This is a genomic window from Bartonella sp. AA74HLJMH (genome assembly GCF_042197045.1).
In the GTDB taxonomy this organism is placed as follows: domain Bacteria; phylum Pseudomonadota; class Alphaproteobacteria; order Rhizobiales; family Rhizobiaceae; genus Bartonella.
On record NZ_JBHIRJ010000070.1, the window covers coordinates 1 to 2,122 of the forward strand.

Here is a 2,122-nt window from a genome sequence, read left to right on the forward strand (position 1 = left end):
GTGATGCATATATTTGCGGTGAACCGAACGTTTTTGATAATGCAGAAGTTTATGGCAATGCACAAGTTTACGAAGAGCCACACATTTACGATAGGGCGCGTGTTTACGGCAATGCGCAAGTTTGCGGTGATGCGCATGTTTATGGTCATGCAAAAATTTACGGTGATGCATGTGTATGTTGGGACGACTGGATTGATGGCGATAAAAGAATCTCAACTGGAGAAAAGACCAGATGAAAAAATACGAACTTACTGATGAAACAATTCCGTTTGATGGAAGAACTCTTCACCGAATTAGAGCATTAAGAGACTTTGGATATGTCAAAAAAGGTGACCTAGGCGGTTTTATAGAAAAAGAGAGCAACTTAAGCCATAAGAGAGACTGTTGGATTTTTGGCAATGCACACGTTTACGGTGATGCCAAAGTTTATGATGATGCGCGGGTTTATGGGAATGCACGCGTTTATGGCAATGCACAAGTTTCTGATTATGCCGAAGTTGGTGGTGCTGATGTTGGAGATAATGCCAAGGTTTTTGACTATGCGCGGATTTATGGGAATTCTGTTATAGGGAAAAGTGTACACGTTTACGGAAATGCTAAAATTTACAATCAAGCATATATTTGCTGTCGTGTAAACATTGCTGGAAATTGTAAAATTAGTGGCTCCACCATAATCGAAGAACGTGAGAAATAGTAATCATGGAAAAAAAATACGAATTAACTGATGAAACAATCCAGTTTGATGGATACCTTACGCTTTACCGCATACGTGCATTAAAAGATTTTGGTGATGTTAAAGCAGGCGACCTTGGCGGCTTTGTAGAGTATGAAGACAATTTAAGCCAAAAAGACGATTGCTGGATTTATAATGATGCCAAGGCGTATTGTTGTGCCAAGATTTACGATAGTGCTAAGGTTTATGATAAAGCACAAATTGGTGATTGTGCCGAGATTTTTGGCAATGCAAAAATTTATAATAACGTCAAAATATATGATGGACATATTTTTGGACACACACAAATTTATGGAAATGTGATTATTTATGCCGATTCAAGAATTTATGGCAATGTAAAAATTTATGATAATTCAGAAGATTGTAAACAAACTATGACCGCCCAGAACGGCGACTCTTCAACAAAAGACGACATTCCTTTCTAGCAACACAAACCAACTTTTAACACCAGCGTGATTCACGCCACGGGGGAATTGCGCGCAATGTAGGAAATCAAGATGAAAAATTCTACTTTTTTAAAAGAAATGGCAGAAAAATATGGATTTTCTGCTGAAGAATTTCGAGAAACAATCATAAAAACTTGTATTGGATATAAAAATGCTAATGTCATCACTGATGCAGAATTTGCCGTTTTTCTTTTTGTTGCCAATACTTATGGACTTAACCCTTTAACAAAAGAAATCTATGCACTCCCTAAAAAAGGCGGCGGCATCATACCCGTTGTTTCTATCGACGGTTGGATAAAGATCATCAAATCAAATCCTGACTTTGATGGCATGACCTTTCAAGATCAAATCAATGAGGATGGGAATATCATTGCTATCAAATGTGCTATTCGTCTCAAAGGGATTAAAGACCCTATCGAAGTCACCGAATATCGCAAAGAATGCGAACAAGACCACAGTGACCCTTGGAAAAAATACCCCGCACGTATGTTGCGCCATAAAGCCACTATACAATGTGCTCGCTATGCTTTCGGGCTTTCCGGTATTTATGAAGAAGATGAAGCAAAACGTATCAATGAAACAAACCATAACGTACAAACGAAGTTAGTTTCTTATGATGTGCTTACGCAAATCAAACAATTAATAAACATCACTCAAACAGAAGAGGAAAAAGTCCTTGAGTATGGACGAGTCCAAAAGCTTGAAGATCTTCCTGATGAAGTAGCACAAAGGATTTTGGATGTTTTGCAAAAGAGACAGCATGAAAAAGAACAATCTTTCCTACAACAAAAGCAAATAGAGGCGCCTATACAAGATGCCGAATATATTCACGTCCAAGATATAGAATATGCACCACAAGAACAAAGAACGGCGGTGTGAGATGGAACAAAGAACAGCAGAATGGTTTCAAGCGCGCTTGGGTAAAGTCACCGCATCTAATGTT

General features: G+C 38.4%; 3 protein-coding genes and 2 pseudogenes. All 5 read left to right on the forward strand.

Features of this window, described 5'->3' with window-relative positions:
* Nucleotides 1–236 (forward strand): annotated as a pseudogene (locus ACFINH_RS09620) (hypothetical protein); the annotation flags it as partial.
* A complete protein-coding gene (locus tag ACFINH_RS09625; protein ID WP_375621849.1) occupies nt 233–694 on the forward strand; it encodes a hypothetical protein in 462 nt (153 codons plus the stop codon). The pseudogene ACFINH_RS09620 and the gene ACFINH_RS09625, both read left to right, overlap by 4 nt.
* 5 nt (nt 695–699) lie before the next feature.
* Nucleotides 700–1,158 carry a hypothetical protein gene (locus ACFINH_RS09630; protein WP_375632942.1) on the forward strand — a complete coding sequence of 153 codons (459 nt, stop codon included), beginning with the start codon at nt 700–702 and terminating at the stop codon, nt 1,156–1,158.
* Between the two features lie 72 nt (nt 1,159–1,230).
* Nucleotides 1,231–2,058, forward strand: coding sequence for a recombinase RecT (locus tag ACFINH_RS09635; RefSeq protein ID WP_375632944.1), 828 nt, complete (start codon nt 1,231–1,233; stop codon nt 2,056–2,058).
* A 1-nt stretch (nt 2,059) separates the two neighbouring features.
* Nucleotides 2,060–2,122: pseudogene (locus ACFINH_RS09640) on the forward strand (exonuclease); the annotation flags it as partial.

Excerpts from the sequence above, each read along its gene's own strand:
- ACFINH_RS09625 (WP_375621849.1), top strand. The coding sequence starts at position 233 with ATGAAAAAATACGAACTTACTGATGAAACAATTCCGTTTGATGGAAGA.
- ACFINH_RS09635 (WP_375632944.1), top strand. The coding sequence starts at position 1,231 with ATGAAAAATTCTACTTTTTTAAAAGAAATGGCAGAAAAATATGGATTT.
- ACFINH_RS09630 (WP_375632942.1), top strand. The coding sequence starts at position 700 with ATGGAAAAAAAATACGAATTAACTGATGAAACAATCCAGTTTGATGGA.